This window comes from Porphyromonas sp. C0041D3, from assembly GCF_056590575.1.
In genome coordinates this window covers 179,962-196,238 of the sequence record NZ_JBWPWJ010000003.1, presented here as the reverse complement: position 1 = coordinate 196,238, position 16,277 = coordinate 179,962, and the positions used below count along the sequence as shown (strand labels likewise).

Below are 16,277 nucleotides of genomic sequence, written 5' to 3'. Positions count from 1 at the left end.
TCCCTTAGCTGAGAGACAGGATAAAGATACCAATTTATTTCTACCGCAAAACCACCTCCGGCTTCGGTGGCAGGCTCTGACGGGGATCGGGGCCATACCTATTGGCGCCCTTCTGCCCCGGCAGGAGGTGGATCACGAGGTCAGCGAGGGCGACGATGCCGACGACAATGGAGAGTATGCGGAAGAGTGAGTTCCCGAGGTCCGCTGCCCCGTACTTCAGCGCCACGACTGTCGCCCAGGCGAGTGCCGTCCCGCGGAGTATCCAAAAGAGCCACGCCGGCAGACCCACATCGTGGTACCGCCTACAGCTCACGGCGAGCGTCGGGACAAAGAGCACGACGGAGAGCAGCCGGATCACCCACACCAGCATCGGCGCATCGAAGTAGGGTCGGTCGCCGTAGCCGGAGAGGATCCCCTCTATGCCGAAGGGGGTGATCAGTGTCGCCCTCGTCACTTCCACCCCGTCCAGTAGTGCCTGCGCTGCAAGGATGAGGAGGTAAAAGAGGACGATGAAGAGGTAGTAGCTCCAAAACTCCAGCCTCCTCGACCGCCCGTCGAAGCTACCATACCGGCGCGTGAGCGCAGTCCAGAAGTAGCTCCACAGCGTCAGGTGTCGCTCTCCCGGTATGCGGGGAGCTTGCTCCATAAGGTCAGCCACCGGGTCAGACGATCTCGATGTCCATCTGTGCCCCGCGGCGCTTCGGGTCGGGACCATACCTATTGGGCCCATTCTTCCCCGGCATCAGCGCCACGACGACGACAAAGAGATGGAAGCCACAGACCACCAGCTCGGAGATGAAGTTGAGCGTCGCCTCCAGCTCGCCCTCAGCGATGTCGCTGTCGATCAGCCCCATGACGAGGAAGAAGAACTGCACCGCAAAGAGGATCAGGAAGACCCCGGTCGATATGCCCACGTCGTGGAAGCGTCGCACCGTCACCGTCACCATGGGGATGAAGAAGATCGCCAGCACCAGCGGTATGAGCCAGAAGGTCCAGGTCCCCTGTGCCATGTCGAGGTAGAAGCCGGGATTGCTCAGCTCCACCTCGGAGGGTCCATACCCCTTGATCGAGAAGTAGGTCTCCACGCAGCAGATCAGCACCGCCAGCAGTACGAAGACGGCGTAGAAAGTGACAAAGCTCCAAAAGGCAAAGCGACGCGCTCGACCACTCAGGTCGGCATAGCGGGTCGTGATGCAGCGGACAAACCAGCCCCAGAGGCTCCGAGGCTCCTCCTGTATCGCCGGTGCGGAGTACTCCTCATCGACGTACTGATGTGGTCGCGGCTTCTCCGCCTGTTGATGATTCGTTTTACTCATGATAGATGAAGTCTATAATATAAGCCTGCTCAGCGGTGTGCCCGACACCACTCGTAGGCATTGACAAAAGCCTCAAACCATGGCGTCACCTCGTCCCCTGCCTCAGGGTAGTACCCACACTGCCAGGGGAAGACGGACCGCTCAGGGTGGGGCATCATCGCGAGATGACGCCCGTCGTCGCTCACGAGCGCCGCGATGCGGTCGGGTGAGCCATTGGGATTGCCCGGGTAGGCCTCGTAGCCGTAGTGGACGGCCACCGAGTAGCTGTGGGGGTCTGCCGAGAGGTCAAAGCGCCCCTCGCCGTGTGCCACCCAGCAACCGAGCTTCGTGCCGGCAAGGCTGCCGAGCATCACGCTATTCGTCTCGGGGATCTCGAGGGTGAGGAAGGTGGACTCAAATTTTCCACTCTCATTGTGCAGCAGACGGAAGCTCCGCTCCTCGCCGTAGAGGAGGTCCAGCTTCCCCATCAGCTGGCAGCCGTTACAGATGCCGAGAGAGAGGGTGTCGGGGTGGGCGTAAAACTTCCGCAGCGCCTCGCTGGCCCGATCGTTGTACCGGAAGCCTGCAGCAAAGCCGGTCGCCGCCCCCAGCACATCGCTGTGGGAGAAGCCTCCACAGAAGACGATCATCCGGCACTCCTCCAGCGTCTCGCGACCGCTCATCAGGTCGCTCATGTGGACATCCCGCACGTCGAAGCCGGCCAGCCAGAGGGCGTAGGCCATCTCTCGCTCGCCATTGGTCCCCTTGTCGCGGATGATGGCGCAGGTGATGCCGCTCCGCTCCTTCCGATCCCGGCTCTTGCCGTAGTCGGCGAGCGTGCGTCTCTGCTCGGGGCGTAGCCGGTAGTCCAGCGGCTGAGCGAACTGCTCCCTTGCCCTCGACTCGGCGCACCCCTTGGATGCCTGCTCAGGCTCCATAAGGCGCGACGGCGTCTGCCAGGCACGGCGCATCTCATCGATGTCTATCTCCTCCTTGCCGATGCGCATCAGCCGCTCCTCGATCGGGAGGGCGGCGATGACAGAGGCGACACCCGCCTCCTCGAGTGACTTCATCACGCCCTCCGGGTCAGCCACCTGGATCAGCACGCCGGGGTTCTCGGCAAAGAGCACCTCCTCCAGCGGTCCCTCGCTTAGGAGATCGGCTGAGAGCTGCAGGCCACCCTTGGTGCGCGCATAGCACATCTCGAGGAGAGCGGTGACGAGACCGCCGGCGGACAGGTCGTGGATCGCTAGGATCTTCCCCTCATTGACCAGCTCCTGGATCGCACCGAAGGCGTCAGCAAAGTAGTCCACGTCCACGATGTCGGGTGCGGTGGAGCCCACCTTGCCGAGCGTCTGGTAGAGAGCAGAGCCTCCGAGGTGACGATTGCAGAAGGAGAAGTCGACGTACAGCACCGCACTCCCCGGGGCATCCTTCATCACCGGGTCGGGGATCTGGCGGACGTCGGTCACCTCGGCTCCCGCAGTGACGATCAGTGTACCGGGAGCGGTGACCCGCTGCCCGTCTGGGTAGGTCTGGGTCATCGAGAGGGAGTCCTTGCCGGTCGGGATATTGATCCCGAGGGCTATGGCAAAGTCGGATGCCGCCCTGACGGCAGCGTAGAGCCGGGCATCCTCACCGGGGTTGCGACAAGGCCACATCCAGTTGGCGGAGAGCGAGACGCTCTCGAGCCCCTTCCGTAGGGGTGCGCCGACGATATTGGTCAGCGACTCGGCGATGGCGAGACGGGAGCCCGCCTCGGCGGAGATCATCGCTGCCACCGGTGCGTGACCGAGGGCCATCGCCATACCCGCCACACCCCGATAGTCGAGCGCCACGGCACCGAGGTCAGAGAGGGGCAGCTGGAGCGGACCGCAGCACTGCTGGCGCGCCACCTTGCCGGTGACGGAGCGGTCCACCTTATTCGTCAGCCAGTCCTTGGAGCCGACGCTCTCGAGCCGCTGCACGTCGGCGATGACATCAGCGAGCTTCCGCCCGGCGAGCGGGTTCTTGTCGGGATCGGCAAAGGTGGTCTCCCTTGTCTCATCCTCCATGATTGTCTTGGGGGCGGAGCCGAAGAGGTGGCTCAGCCGCAGATCCAGCGCCGTCGGTGCGCCTGTCTCCTGGTGGTCAAAGACTAGCTTCCCGCTCGCCTTGGCCTCTCCTACGGGGTAGAAGGGGGCACGCTCCCGCTCGGCAATAGCGCGCACGTCCTCGAGGTCCTCCTTATGGATCAGGATGCCCATACGCTCCTGCGACTCATTGCTCAGGATCTCCTTGTCAGAGAGCGTCGGGTCACCGATCGGCAGGCGGTCGATGTCGATCTCTCCACCAGTCTCCTCCACCAGCTCGGAGAGGCAATTGAGATGCCCTCCGGCACCGTGGTCATGGATGGAGATGATCGGATTGCGCTTCCCCTCCGCCATGGCTCGGACGACGTTGGCGACCCGCTTCTGCATCTCAGGATTGGAGCGCTGGATCGCATTGAGCTCAATGGCGTCGGCGTAGCTGCCGGTATTTACCGACGAGACGGCGCCACCACCCATACCGATCCGGTAGTTGTCTCCCCCCATCACGACGATGGCATCGCCCTCCTCGGCTTTGCCCTTCTCGGCATCGCGCTTCCGTGCGAGACCGACCCCGCCGGCGAGCATGATCACCTTGTCGTACCCCCATACTTCGCTGCCCTCCTGGTGCTCAAAGGTGAGGAGCGAACCGACGATCAAGGGCTGGCCAAACTTATTTCCGAAGTCTGATGCCCCGTTGCTCGCCTTCGTCAGGATCTCCTGAGGCGTCTGGTAGAGCCAGGGGCGGGCTGTGATGGCGCTCTCCCAGCGGCGCGACTTGTCGAGCCGGGTGTAGGGCGTCATGTAGACCGCAGCACCGGCGATGGGCAGGCACGCCTTACCCCCGGCGAGTCGGTCGCGGATCTCACCACCGGAGCCTGTGGCTGCACCATTGAAGGGCTCCACGGTGGTGGGGAAGTTGTGCGTCTCAGCCTTCAGCGCCAGCACCGTCTCGGTCTCCTCGGTGCGGTAGAGGTCGGGGCAGTCCATCCGCTCCGGGGCGAAAAACTCCGCCTCCGGTCCCTCCACAAAGGCGACATTATCTGCATAAGCAGAGACGATGCCATTGGGATTGAGCTTACTCGTCTTCTTGATCATCCCGAAGAGGCTCTCCGGCATCTCCTCCCCATCGATGACAAAGGTGCCGCCAAAGATCTTGTGCCGGCAGTGCTCGCTATTCACCTGCGAGAAGCCGAAGAGCTCCGCATCCGTGAGCGGACGCCCCAGCTCTCGTGCCACCCCCTCGAGGTAGTCGATCTCCTCATCGGAGAGAGCGAGACCCTCCTCGCTATTGTACTTCCGCAGATCCTCCACCGGCAGGAGGGGAGCCTTCTCGATCTTGGTATCGAAGAGTCCCTCGTCCAGCGTCTCGTACTGCCGCAGCAGCATCCTGTCATAGGGCACGCCCGGCTCAGCCTCGAGGAAGGCCTCCACCCGCTCGACGGAGTCGATGCCGACAGTGTGGGCGATCTCGGTCGCATTGGTACTCCACGGGGTGATCATCTCCGCGCGCGGACCGATGAAGGTGCCCGCAAGTGGAGCCTTGACCTCCGTGGCTCCATCGAAGAGCCAGCCGAGGGTCTTGTGATCCTCATCGGACAGGGGTGCGGTGTGCTGTACGGCATAGACCGTACCGAAGTTGCGGAAAAAAGATATCATATCTCAGTCTCTCTTATGTATAGAAGCGGGTACCTCACCCTCAGTTCTGCTCGCCTGATGGCGGGTGAGCGATCTTCCGGCAAAGCCCATCACAAAGCTACCAAATTCTTTGACTTCACAGCCCCACACCAAGAAAAATCATTGGAATGTGGCACGAGGACCTTACAGTCACCGAAAGCCCTCCTCTCATCACCCTCTACTGGGTCGCTGGGAGTAGGGAATTTCTTTTACCGATATTAGGTCTTTTACCGATATTAGGCGACACTAATATCGGTATTAGATTTACCCGAGAGCGACCGCGCAAAAAAAAGCTCCCCGCTCTGAAGATCAGAGTGGGGAGCCCATCACGCTTTAGTTGGGAGTAAATAGACCTATCAGAAGGTATAGGTGGCGCCGGCTACGAAGTGGATCGGTGCGGCGGGGTAAAACCAAGTCCAAGCGCTGCGGGTCACCTTGCCCTGCTCGTCCTTGGAGAAGTAGCCCTCAGCTCCGCCGTAGGTGGAGTACTGAGTATTGAGGAGGTTGATCGCCTGCCCCTGCAGATCGATGCGCTGTCCCTTGGGCAACTCGATGCCGTAGTTAATGGTCAGGTTGGCGAGGTAGTAGCCCTTGATCTTGCGCTCGGCGAGGCCGCTGTTGTCGAGATAGCGGTCGCCGACGTAGTTACCGGTGAGGTCGATCATAAGGTTCTTGATCGGCGTCCAAGTGATCGACTGATTGGAGATGATAGAGGGGGCGTCAGCGATTGGCACTGAGGTCTCGTGTACCTCTGTGGGGGTCTTATTCCACTCCGTGTCGTACATCGTCTCGTAGAAGGTGTAGTCCTGGATCCTATTGCGGGAGAGGGTGATATTGGCGGCGAGACGGAGCTGAGGGAGAGCCTGCCAGTCGGCGCCCATCTCGACACCGAGACGGTAGCTCTTGGGGACGTTGATCATCAGGTTTTCGCCCACGTCACTCTTCTGACCATTAGGCACGATCTGATCCTTGTAGTGCATAAAGTAGCCATTGACGAAAAGTCCGACACTTCCCCATCTCTGCTCGGTGCCGATCTCGAGGTCGCCCATATACTCGGGACGGGGGAGGACAAGATTGCCGTCCTTGTCGTAGGTGCGGCTCTCGGTGAACATCTTACGATTGGGCTCCTTGGCAGCGGTGGCGTAAGAGATGTAGTAGGAGTGGTGGCGTGATGGGTGGAAATTGAGCCCTACCTTGGGTAGGATAAAGTTGTATCTCGGAGCGTTGTCGCCATTGTAGTCGAGGATATCCATCTTACCGGTCTTATCGGAGGGCTTATCGGAGAGTCCAGTCATCGTGGTGCCTACATAGCGGTACATCAGGTCGAGGTAGCCCATAAGGGTGGAGGTGAAGTCCCACTCGCCCTTGACGTAAGCAGAGAGGTCGAGGACGGCAGACGAGTTGCGGTAGTACTCCGCATCGGGATAGTAGGGACCAAAGACGGCCTCCTGACCTACCTTATAGCCATCGACCCAGGGGAGGATGCCGTAGTGGTCGCCCCAGTAGCGGTTAACTGAGAGGCCTGCATTGATGCGACCCTTGTCTAGAGTCCAGAGTCCATTGACGATCCCGCCGAGGAAGTGGTTGTCGAGATACTTCTCGCGGATCAGGCTGACTTTATTGTCCTCACCTGGCTGGATGAGGTAGTACTCCTTGTACTTCCGACCGGTGCGGAACTCCCTGGTGTAGCCAAAGCCCCTCGTGTAGTGGAGCGTCACATCGTAGCTGAAGCGGTCCGAGGGGTGGTGCTTGAAGATCAGGTAGGTGTGACCCTGCTTGTAGTTGTCGTTCTGGTCGGGGTAAAACTTTTGCTTCGCTACATCCTTTTCGTCAGGGTTCATCAGACCGGCGCTATTGTAGGTGCGTCCGAGCTTCTCCATATTCTCGGGTGAGATACCATTCCACGCCACCTGAGTCTGCTGGTCCCCGAGGTGATGGATTAGCTGGAGGGAGTAATTGTCGCCACCGTAGTAGGCCTGCATCAGGTAAGAGAGTCCCTTGCTGCCACTTCGGTCGATGTAGCCATTGCTCGAGGTGCGGGAGAGGGAGCCATTGAGCCGCCAGCCACTGCCGAGGATGCCGCTCGCAAGGTGCACCATATCGCGGCGCATGCCGTAGGAGCCCCAGTAGGTGGAGACACTACCACCGGCCTCGGCCTCGGGGATGGCGATGCGCATATCCATCGTCGCACCGAAGGCTCCGGCACCGAAGGTGGACGACCCGGCACCACGGACGATGACGATATCGGAGAGACGGCTGCCGAAGTCGGGCATATTGGCCCAGAAGACCGCCTGACTCTCGGAGTCATTGACCGGGACACCATTGACAGTGATATTGACGCGCGAGGGGTCGACGCCACGGATGGAGAAGCCGGTGTAGCCGCCCATCGTACCGGCATCCTGAGTGATCATGAGGGAGGGCGTGCCGCGGAGGAGCGTAGGCACGTCCCACGCCGTGGTATGGAGCTTCAGCTCGGGGAGCTTGATCGTCTGCTTGGTGACCGGGGTGAGCTGTCCGGGGCGGATGCCGAGGACCTCCACGGCATCCAGATCGTACTCCTGTGAGACATCCTGGGCGCTGGCGCCGAGGAGGAGAGCTCCGCTGAGAGCTCCGACAGACAGAAGTCTGGAGATAAGATTATTCATGTATCTGCTCTATATAAAGATGATAAAGTAAGTGTCGCACTCGGGCACGAAGCCCACAGGGTGTGGGCGAGCAGATCTTGATGATGGGGGACTACCTACACGGAGGCAGTCGGTATCACGCACTTTCCTACGTCGGAATGATCCGGACAGGTTCGGAGGGTCTGCTCTCAGCCTGCCCCTTGCGGACAGGCACCCCTAGGCGAAGGCAACGGGACTTCTCTCGTTGCGGGGGCAAAGGTAGTTATATTTTCCTAAAGTCCCTCTTCTGACCCGGGTAAATCAGGAAAGTGGTAGATTTGCACCTCAATGACTCACCTATATAATAAGAAACACAATATGAAGAAGTCCTTACTCCTGCTCCTCTCTGCCGGGCTACTGGCAGCCGGCACTATCGCCTGCACTAAGGAGGGTACCGCTCCCCGCCTTAGGGGAAGCAACCTCCCCCAGAGCCTCGAGGGGCAGTACGCTACGCTCATCAACGCTGATGGTGAGCGGATCGACTCCGCTCAGGTAACCTCAGGAGCCTTTGAGCTTGTCCTCCCCGACACCGTCTCCCTCGCTCGATATGACCTCCAGCTGGGGGACCGAGCCATCGGCTACTTCTCCGAGAAGGGGACCTCGACGATCGTCACCGATAGCGTCAGCCAGAGCTACACCTACGACGAGACCTCCACACCGATGAATCGCCAGCTGGCGACCCTCACCGAGGAGTACAATAGTGCTTACGGAGACTACGCCCGCGAGAGCATCGCCCTCCAGGAGGCGTACAAGGCTGCCGGAAATAAGGTGACCCCTGAGATCTCCGAGAAGGGAGCCGAGGTCTCGGATCGCTTCTCCACACGGGTGGCAGAGATTGCCCGTAAGTGCTTTGAGCAAAATAAGGATAACGAGCTGGGGCGGATGGCTCTCTCCCTCTATCCCACCTCTGATGCTAAGGGCTTCGTCGAGCTCTACGAGTCGGCGGGAGACCTGGTGAAGGAGGACTCGGACCTCAAGAAGCTCTATGAGCTTCAGCTGGCGGAGCAGAAGACCAGCGCCGGTCAGCCCTACGTCGATGTGACGATGACCGACGAGACCGGTAAGGAAATCCGCGTGAGCCAGCTGCGGGAGGAGGGCAAGTACCTCCTCATCGACGTCTGGGCCTCCTGGTGCGGTCCCTGCCGTGCTGCTATGCCACACCTCGCTGAGATCGTGAAGGGTCATCCCTCCACGATCAAGGTGGTGAGCATCGGTGGTATCAATGAGACCTTCGAGGCAAATACTCAGGCTCGTAAGGAGCTCGGTATGACCTGGACCACTGTCTTTGACTCCACGAGCGCCTTTGCCGATGCCTACGGCATCCAGGCGATCCCGACGATGATCCTAATCAATCCCAAGGGGACCATCGAGCTTAAGACAAATGACGCCAACGAGATGAGCGCCAAGATCGCCGACCTCGGTCTCTGATCCTTCTCTCCCCACACTGACAGCGATGGGCGTGCCGTCTCCGCGGAGGCAGCACGCCCATCCCTCGTTTTTTCCCCTCTGTCAGCTCGGGGCGATCGCGGATGATTCACCAAGAATTTATTAAATTTGTGGAGTAAGAAAGAGATCAATACACTAATAAAACCCTTTAGCAATGGCAAAGATTCAAGACTACAACTTCGGCGGGAAGCGCGTCTTCGTGCGCGTCGACTTTAATGTCCCTCTGGACGATAATCTTCAGATCACGGACGACACCCGCATCCGTGCCGCCCTCCCGACCCTCAAGAAGATCCTCGGCGACGGAGGTCGTCTCATCATCGCCTCCCACCTCGGTCGCCCCAAGACCGGTGCCGACCCCAAGCTCTCCATGAAGAACATCCTCTCCCACGTCTCTGAGCTGCTCGGTGTGGACGTGAAGCTCGCTCCCGATTGCGTCGGCGAGGAGACGAAGCGGATGGCGATGGAGCTCAAGGACGGCGAGGCGCTCCTCCTGGAGAACCTTCGCTTCCACGCTGAGGAGCAGGGCAAGCCGATGGGCCTCCCCAAGGACGCCTCCGAGGAGGAGACCGCTGCTGCCAAGAAGGCTGTCAAGGCGAGCCAGAAGGGATTTGTCAAGGAGCTGGCAGACCTCGCCGAGGTGTATGTGAATGATGCTTTCGGCACTGCCCACCGCGCTCACGCCTCCACAGCACTGATCGCAGACTACTTCGATGCGGATCACAAGATGTTTGGCTACCTGATGCAGAAGGAGGTGAATGCGGTCAATGAGATCCTGAATAACGCCAAGCACCCCTTCACCGCCATCCTCGGTGGCTCCAAGGTCTCCACAAAGATCGATGTGATCATGAATCTCCTCGGCAAGGTAGACAACCTGATCCTCACTGGTGGTATGACCTACACCTTCATGAAGTCTCGTGGCGGTAAGGTCGGCAAGTCTCTCCTGGAGGAGGATAAGCTCGATGTGGCACGCGAGATCGAGGAGACGGCGAAGAAGAATGGTGTCCGCCTCGTACTCGGCACCGACTGCGTCGCAGCCACCGACTTTGCCCCCGATGCAGATAGTGAGGTGGTCCCCTGCAACGACATCCCCGATGATCGCGAGGGGCTGGACATCGGTCCGAAGACGATCGAGCTCTTCCGTGAGGTGATCCTCCAGTCAAAGACGATCCTGTGGAATGGTCCTGCGGGAGTCTTCGAGTTCGATAAGTTTGGCAAGGGTACTGAGGCAGTCGCTAAGGCGGTTGCCGAGGCGACGAAGGGCGGTGCTTACTCGCTCGTCGGCGGTGGCGACTCCGTAGCGGCGATCAATAAGTACCACCTCGCTGACGAGGTGAGCTACGTCTCCACCGGTGGTGGTGCACTCATCGAGGCTATCGAGGGCAAGACACTTCCCGGCATCGCAGCGATTGAGAAGTAAAGTCCCTCTATTAGGATAAAAGAAAAAGGCGGGCATCCTCCGGTGTGGAGGGTGCCCGCCTTTATTCTTTTATCGTGCAGCGAGAGCTACCTTTTTCAGACCCCAAAGGGAGCGACTCCCCTATGCGCTGATGCCTTACGGGGAGAGGGAAATTTCTTTTACCGATATTAGTCCGGGTACTGATTATCTGACGCTTGGCGAGGGGCCTTCCTTACAGCTCCATACGGCTACGCTGCTTGGAGGCGTGTGCTTTGCGGTCCGCCTCCGTGGGGTGAAATGCCGACCGTGTCGCCATCTGCTCCACCAGCTTGCGGTCGTCGCCACTGAGCCGTGAGGGGATGTGGACCTGGATCGAGATCAGCTCGTCCCCCCTCCGGGCATCATCGACGGAGGGTAGTCCCTTATTGCGCAGTCGCAGGATCTCACCGGGCTGGGTCCCCGGCTTGATCGTCACCTTGACATCCCCCTCGAGGGTCGGCACGATCACCTTGCCACCGAGGATCGCCTCATCGATCGGCAGGAGGAGGCTGTAGAGCAGGTCGCTGCCGTGGCGCACGAAGCGCTCATCGGAGCGGACGGCAAACTCGACGATCAGGTCGCCACTCACACCATCATTAGGGCCCGCATTGCCCCCACCGCGGACGCGCATCTGCATGCCGTCCTCGACGCCGGCGGGGACGTGGATCTCCTGTACCTCCTCGCCCGACTTTACCCCCTGACCAGCGCAGTGGGAGCACTTCTTACGGATCTCCTTGCCGGTACCGTGGCAGGTGGGGCAGACGCTCTGGGTCTGCATCTGACCGAAGAAGGACTCCTGGGTCCGGATCACGGTGCCCGATCCGTGGCAGGTGGGGCAGGTGACGACGTCGCTCGGGCTCTCGGCTCCGGAGCCGTGGCAGTGCTCGCAGGGGACCTGCTTCTTGATCTTAAGCTTCTTCGTCGTCCCCTTGAGTACCTCATCGAGGGTCAGGTGGACCCTTATGCGCAGGTCGGATCCGCGCATCTGACGACTGTAGCCACCGCCGCCTCCACCGAAGCCACCGAAGCCACCGAAGCCGCCGAAGCCACCAAAGAGATCGCCAAACTGGCTGAAGATGTCCTCCATAGACATACCTCCGCCACTGAAGCCGCCCGCCCCGGCAGCACCATCGACACCGGCGTGGCCAAACTGGTCATACCGCTGACGCTTCTCCGGGTCACTCAGGACACTATACGCCTCGGCAGCCTCCTTAAACTTCTCCTCGGCACTCTTGTCGCCCGGATTGCGGTCCGGGTGATACTTGAGGGCAGTCTTGCGGTAGGCCTTCTTGATTTCATCGGCTGAGGCCTCCTTGGTGAGCCCCAGTATCTCGTAGTAATCTCTCTTCGTCGCCATATCTCTTACTTGCCCACCACCACTTTAGGATGGCGGATCACCTTGTCATTGAGCACATAGCCCTTGAGGACGCAGTCGATGATCTTCCCCTTCTGCTCCTCCGTGCCGTCGCTCATGGCGACAGCCTCATGCAGCTCGGGGTCAAAGTCGACGCCCTGTACCTCCATCTCGTGCACGCCCTCGGAGCGGAGGGCGCTGATGAACTTATCCCTCACCAGCAGCACGCCCTCCTTGACAGCATCGACATCCGTCGCCTGGTCCATGCTCTCGATGGCGCGGTCAAAGTCATCCAGCACGTCCAGCATCGTCACCACGGTCCGCTCGGCGCCATACTTCATGAGGTCAGACTTCTCCCGGAGGGTGCGCTTCTTGTAGTTGTCAAACTCCGCCCTCAGACGCAGGTAGCTGTCCTGCAGCTCAGCGTACTTGTCGAGCAGATCGTCTACCCTCGACTCCTCCTCATCCTTGGGCTCCGGGGTGGGGGTCTCATCGTCTGTCGGGGTGGTCTCCTGCTGCTCTACCTGCTCCTCTACCTGCTCCTCCGGATCCTTCCGGTGGGGGGCATTCTTATGCTTCTTATTCTCCTTCATATCTCGATAAAATACTATTGTCTCTTACGTGACCGCACACAAGAGGGGCGGTCGGCATCCTTTGGTATGCAAAAAGGGTACCAGACTGCCCGACTATCTCCTACTCTGAGACCTTTGCATAATACCCCATCTGCGGCGTCACTTTCGAGATTCGGGCTTGGTCATGTGCGTAAGCACACTCCCTTCGCCCTCACTCTCAGTTCCTTGCATCTGGGGTGTTCTACAAAGTCCCTGCCGAAAAAGCGGTGCTTTTTCGGCGAAAGACCTTTTTGCAAAGGTCTTACGCTGTCAGTTACGACCGGTATGACCGAAGCCGCCCTCGCCCCTGTCAGTGTCGTCGAGCTGGTCGGTCTCGATCCACTCCACCTGCTCGTAGCGCGCCAGGACCATCTGGCAGATCCGCTCTCCCGGCTCGATCGTGAAGGGCTCGCGGGAGAGGTTGATCAGCGCCACACGGATCTCTCCGCGGTAGTCGCTGTCGATGGTGCCGGGGGTATTGAGCACCGTGATGCCGTGCTTCATCGCAAGTCCACTGCGGGGGCGTATCTGCACCTCGTACCCCGCCGGGATGGCGAAGTAGAGTCCGGTCGGGATCAGCGCCCGGTCGAGTGGCTCCAGCGTCATCGGCTCCTCGAGAGCGGCACGGAGGTCGAGCCCGGCTGAGCCGGCTGTGGCGTGGGTGGGGAGCGGTTGTCCGCTCTTATTCACTATCCGAATGGTCGTAGACATGGGTAAAAAAGGGTGAGTGGGGTCAGAGGTGGAGACCATTATTCTTGATCGCCCGGTGCAGTCGCTCTCGGAAGCGCCGCTCCTGCTTGGGTGAGAGGCTCACCTCGATCGGGAGGTAGAGGATCCGACTGCGCTCCTCGGGCGTGAGCTGGTCAGCGTGGCTCAGGAGCCGCATCCCATCCTTCTCCGTGGTGATGAGGAAGCAGTCCGGATCCTGGATCAGCTCCCTGAGCTCCTCCAGATCATCCTCGTCATACGGATGGTGGTCGTCGTACACGATCAGCTCCTCCGTCTCCGGGAAGAGCTCCCGTACCTTGTCGAAGAAGTGCTCCGGGTCGGCGATACCGGCGACTGCGGAGATGCGTGACTCCGGGGTCGGGGCCGGGCCGGGCTGATCGGTGTCAAAGAGGGGGGTCGCCGCACCATACATGGGACGGCTGAAGTAGACATCCTGGTAGTCCTTGAGCGGAAGCTCGCCCATCATCATCCTTAGGTCGATCGGCTTGCAGTCGTCCGGGGTGTGGGTGACGATGATCGACTCCGCCCGATCCGCAGAGGAGGGGTCATCGCGAAGCGTACCGTAGGGCATGAAGCTGTCGCGCGTGAATGGGTGGTCGTAGGCTGTGAGGACGATGCTGTAGGCGGGGATCACCGCCCGGTGCTGAAATCCGTCGTCCATCACCACCACCTCGGGGCGTAGCTCCTCCGGCATCTGCTCGAGGGTCTGCAGGGCTCGCTTCCGATCCCCATCCACATAGACAATGACCTCGGGGAACTTCCGCTTGATCTGGAGCGGCTCATCCCCCACCATGGAGGCATCATCGTCTACGGAGACCACCGCAGGACCCTTGCCGGAGCGACCATAACCCCGCGTCAGCACTGCGATCCGATACTCGTCGCGGAGCATCCGGATCACCCGCTCGACGTGCGGTGTCTTGCCGGTCCCCCCTACAGCGACGTTGCCGATGCATATGACCGGGATAGAGGACTTATACCCCTTGAGCATACCCTCATCGTAGAGGAAGTTGCGCACTCCCACGCCCCACCCGTAGAGTAGGGCAGGGACCTTGAGTAGGATATTGTGACTTCCGATCCTCACGATGAGCGATGCTTCTCCTTATCCTTACCGCAGCAGTGACGGCAGCAGGCTGCTCTCCCGGGGCTTGCTGATCCAGAGACCCTCCTGCAGCTCGTAGGGCACCTGAGCTCGGACACCTACCTGGCTGTCCAGCATCCGTGCGGCGTACTCCATCAGGCGGTCCTCCCGGTTGGCGGTCATCATCCGCAGGCGAGTCTCCAGACTGGTGCCGAAGAGAGACTCCCAGAAGTCCTCCTTCTCCACCATATCGACCACCTTGTAGTCGTCGAGGTCGGCGAGGCGGGCTGCTTCCTCAATAGCCGTATCGAGGGTGCCGAGCTTATCGATGAGGCCGAGACGGAGGGCATCCTGCCCGAGCCATACACGACCCTGACCGATCGAGTCGACCTGCTCTTTCGTCATATCACGCCCCTCAGAGACGCGGGTGAGGAATTGGTCGTACCCCTCCTCCACATATTTCTGCATCAGCGCCTGCTCCTCCGGACGCATCTCGCGTGTGGCGTCTCCGAAGTCTGACATCTTATTTGTCTTCACGGTGTCAAAGGTGAGCGCCAGCTTATCGGCCGTGCCCTTGAAGGTGGGGAACATCCCGAAGATGCCGATCGATCCGGTCAGCGTGTAGGGCCCGGCGATGATCTCGCTCGCATTGGACGAGATGTAGTACCCGCCCGAGGCGGCCATGCCACCCATCGAGACGACGATCGGCTTCTGCTCCTTGAGCCGGATCACCTCGCGGCAGATCAGCTCGGACTGTGCGGCGGAGCCACCACCGGAATTGACGCGCAGGACGACCGCATCGATGTCATCGTCATCGGCGATCTCGTGGAGCTTATCGGCGATGCGCTGGTCGATCAGCTTGGATTGCGTCGCGAAGGGGTTGTCATTGGACGGGCGACCATCCACGATATTGCCCTCGGCGTAGACGATGGCGATCTTATTGATCGACTTGACCGGCTTGCGTGCATTGAGCACCAGGTCTGCCCGCACCTCGTCCAGCTCGTCCGCATCCTCATCCTCGTAGATCTTGGAGGCGAGCACTTGCTCGATGTCGGTCTCGTAGACGAGCGAGTCGACCAGTCCGTACACTAAGGCGGTATCGATGCGGCTCATGAAGAGACCCTCATCGGCATAGCGGTGGAAGACCGCCTCATCGATCCCACGTGCCTCGGCCATCTCGCTCACGGTCCCCTGCCAGAGACCGTCTAAGAAAGTCTGCGTCTGGAGCCTATTGGCCTCACTCATATGGTCGAGCATGTAGGGCTCGACAGCGCTCTTGAAGGTGCCGACCTTGAAGATCTGAAACTTCACCCCGAGCTTCTGCAGGAGACCGGTGTAGAAGGGGATCTGCGAGCTCAGTCCCGACAGCGCCATCATCGCCTCCGGACCAGCGTAGATCTTATCTGCCACGGAGGAGATGTAGTAATTACCGAGGGTAAAGGCCTTCCCGTAAGCGTAGATCGGCTTGCCTCCCTCCTTGAAGCGCAGCAGCGCATCACGAATCGCCTGCGCGGTGTCGAAGCTCATGAAGCACTGGTCCAACCTCAGCACAATGGCGTCCACCTTAGAGCTCGTCCGTGCCTCCTCAATGGCGCGGACGATCTCCGGGAGGGTGTAGCTCTTCTTGTCGCCATCTCCACCGAAAGCAACGATCGAGCTGAAGGCATCGTCCGTGGAGGTGTCGGCTATCTCACCCACAGGGTCGAGGAGTAAGACGCTGCCGGAGGAGAGGGTCGTCTCCGTCTTGACCTTATTGCTCTTGATCAGGTCGGTGATCCCACCGATCATCGCCCCGAGGATCAGCATCGAGAGGATGATGACTACCACATTGGCCAGCACAAATCCCAGACAGGATGCGCCCACCATTTTGAGAAAATCTTTCATTACCGAAGTTGTATGTTGTCTTTGACTTATATCCCGGAT

11 protein-coding genes and 1 riboswitch are annotated in these 16,277 nt (G+C 60.1%); of the genes, 2 read left to right on the top strand and 9 right to left on the bottom strand.

The genetic code is table 11. The annotated features are described in order from the left end of the window. Positions 1-40 precede the first annotated feature (40 nt). From AC1EKE_RS03310 to AC1EKE_RS03295, 4 genes are all read right to left on the bottom strand, one after another. Positions 41-646 carry a DUF805 domain-containing protein gene (locus AC1EKE_RS03310; protein WP_480308184.1) on the bottom strand — a complete coding sequence of 202 codons (606 nt, stop codon included), beginning with the start codon at positions 644-646 and terminating at the stop codon, positions 41-43. A gap of 16 nt (positions 647-662) precedes the next feature. Then, on the bottom strand, positions 663-1,316 hold the full coding sequence (locus AC1EKE_RS03305; protein WP_296164412.1) for a DUF805 domain-containing protein: 654 nt from the start codon (positions 1,314-1,316) through the stop codon (positions 663-665). A 29-nt stretch (positions 1,317-1,345) separates the two neighbouring features. Next, on the bottom strand, positions 1,346-5,020 hold the full coding sequence (gene purL / locus AC1EKE_RS03300) for a phosphoribosylformylglycinamidine synthase (protein WP_480308182.1): 3,675 nt from the start codon (positions 5,018-5,020) through the stop codon (positions 1,346-1,348). A 374-nt stretch (positions 5,021-5,394) separates the two neighbouring features. Beyond that, a complete protein-coding gene (locus tag AC1EKE_RS03295) occupies positions 5,395-7,683 on the bottom strand; it encodes a TonB-dependent receptor (RefSeq protein WP_480308181.1) in 2,289 nt (762 codons plus the stop codon). 106 nt (positions 7,684-7,789) lie between these two features. Further along, positions 7,790-7,890, bottom strand: a riboswitch (TPP riboswitch). 129 nt (positions 7,891-8,019) lie between these two features. On the opposite strand from AC1EKE_RS03295, the gene AC1EKE_RS03290 reads away from it, so the two are divergent. Together AC1EKE_RS03290 and AC1EKE_RS03285 are read left to right on the top strand one after the other, a co-directional pair. After that, positions 8,020-9,129 carry a TlpA family protein disulfide reductase gene (locus AC1EKE_RS03290; RefSeq protein WP_480308179.1) on the top strand — a complete coding sequence of 370 codons (1,110 nt, stop codon included), beginning with the start codon at positions 8,020-8,022 and terminating at the stop codon, positions 9,127-9,129. A gap of 172 nt (positions 9,130-9,301) precedes the next feature. Next, a complete protein-coding gene (locus AC1EKE_RS03285) occupies positions 9,302-10,564 on the top strand; it encodes a phosphoglycerate kinase (protein ID WP_480308178.1) in 1,263 nt (420 codons plus the stop codon). 211 nt (positions 10,565-10,775) lie between these two features. Here AC1EKE_RS03285 and dnaJ read toward each other — a convergent pair whose 3' ends face one another. From dnaJ to sppA, 5 genes are all read right to left on the bottom strand, one after another. After that, entirely contained in the window at positions 10,776-11,939 is a 1,164-nt protein-coding gene (gene dnaJ, locus AC1EKE_RS03280; RefSeq protein ID WP_296158740.1) for a molecular chaperone DnaJ, read from the bottom strand. A 5-nt stretch (positions 11,940-11,944) separates the two neighbouring features. Beyond that, positions 11,945-12,529: a nucleotide exchange factor GrpE gene (locus AC1EKE_RS03275; RefSeq protein ID WP_297128247.1), complete on the bottom strand. Its 585-nt coding sequence runs from the start codon at positions 12,527-12,529 to the stop codon at positions 11,945-11,947. A gap of 288 nt (positions 12,530-12,817) precedes the next feature. Continuing rightward, positions 12,818-13,258 (bottom strand): dUTP diphosphatase, encoded by a 441-nt coding sequence (gene dut, locus AC1EKE_RS03270; RefSeq protein ID WP_297128245.1) that lies wholly within the window; start codon positions 13,256-13,258, stop codon positions 12,818-12,820. Positions 13,259-13,280: 22 nt separating this feature from the next. After that, the gene (lpxK, locus tag AC1EKE_RS03265) at positions 13,281-14,357 is read right to left on the bottom strand and encodes a tetraacyldisaccharide 4'-kinase (protein WP_480308175.1); all 1,077 of its coding nucleotides are present in this window, start codon (positions 14,355-14,357) and stop codon (positions 13,281-13,283) included. A gap of 24 nt (positions 14,358-14,381) precedes the next feature. Then, positions 14,382-16,238: a signal peptide peptidase SppA gene (sppA, locus tag AC1EKE_RS03260; RefSeq protein ID WP_480308174.1), complete on the bottom strand. Its 1,857-nt coding sequence runs from the start codon at positions 16,236-16,238 to the stop codon at positions 14,382-14,384. Between the last annotated feature and the right edge of the window lie 39 nt (positions 16,239-16,277).

What these genes read in the sequence shown, in the direction of transcription:
- AC1EKE_RS03310 (WP_480308184.1), bottom strand. Translation starts at nt 646, where the DNA reads ATGGAGCAAGCTCCCCGCATACCGGGAGAGCGACACCTGACGCTGTGG.
- AC1EKE_RS03305 (WP_296164412.1), bottom strand. Translation starts at nt 1,316, where the DNA reads ATGAGTAAAACGAATCATCAACAGGCGGAGAAGCCGCGACCACATCAG.
- purL (WP_480308182.1), bottom strand. Translation starts at nt 5,020, where the DNA reads ATGATATCTTTTTTCCGCAACTTCGGTACGGTCTATGCCGTACAGCAC.
- AC1EKE_RS03295 (WP_480308181.1), bottom strand. Translation starts at nt 7,683, where the DNA reads ATGAATAATCTTATCTCCAGACTTCTGTCTGTCGGAGCTCTCAGCGGA.
- AC1EKE_RS03290 (WP_480308179.1), top strand. Translation starts at nt 8,020, where the DNA reads ATGAAGAAGTCCTTACTCCTGCTCCTCTCTGCCGGGCTACTGGCAGCC.
- AC1EKE_RS03285 (WP_480308178.1), top strand. Translation starts at nt 9,302, where the DNA reads ATGGCAAAGATTCAAGACTACAACTTCGGCGGGAAGCGCGTCTTCGTG.
- dnaJ (WP_296158740.1), bottom strand. Translation starts at nt 11,939, where the DNA reads ATGGCGACGAAGAGAGATTACTACGAGATACTGGGGCTCACCAAGGAG.
- AC1EKE_RS03275 (WP_297128247.1), bottom strand. Translation starts at nt 12,529, where the DNA reads ATGAAGGAGAATAAGAAGCATAAGAATGCCCCCCACCGGAAGGATCCG.
- dut (WP_297128245.1), bottom strand. Translation starts at nt 13,258, where the DNA reads ATGTCTACGACCATTCGGATAGTGAATAAGAGCGGACAACCGCTCCCC.
- sppA (WP_480308174.1), bottom strand. Translation starts at nt 16,238, where the DNA reads ATGAAAGATTTTCTCAAAATGGTGGGCGCATCCTGTCTGGGATTTGTG.